Source organism: Micromonospora sp. DT227, from assembly GCF_049841835.1.
Taxonomy (GTDB): domain Bacteria; phylum Actinomycetota; class Actinomycetes; order Mycobacteriales; family Micromonosporaceae; genus Micromonospora.
This window is the reverse complement of the sequence record NZ_JBNCLA010000082.1, coordinates 1-285: the sequence shown is the minus strand read 5'-3', so window position 1 is coordinate 285 and position 285 is coordinate 1. Positions and strand designations below refer to the sequence as shown.

The window sequence follows — 285 nt, the reverse complement described above, 5'->3', positions numbered from 1 at the left end:
GCCGAGCGTGCCGATCTGCTGCGCTGGGGCGACGGCGGCGACAGCCAACCCGTACTGTCCCTGGCCCAGATGGTCGCGAATCAGGTGAGCGCCCGACCGGACGCCCCCGCCGTCACCGCCGGCGACCTGACCCTGACCTACCACCAACTGTGGCAACGCGCCGGCGCCCTGAACACCCAACTCACCGCCGCCGGCGTCGGCCCCGAATCAGTGGTCGGACTCCTCCTCCCACGCGGCATCGACCTCGTCACCGCAGCACTCGCCGTCTCCCAAACCGGCGGCGTG

The 285-nt window shown here is 71.9% G+C and carries 1 protein-coding gene; it reads left to right on the top strand.

Annotated features, from left to right (window positions below; all coding sequences use genetic code 11):
- A partial coding sequence (locus ACLQ2W_RS33985; protein ID WP_425792006.1) for an AMP-binding protein occupies positions 1-285 on the top strand: 285 nt, incomplete at both ends.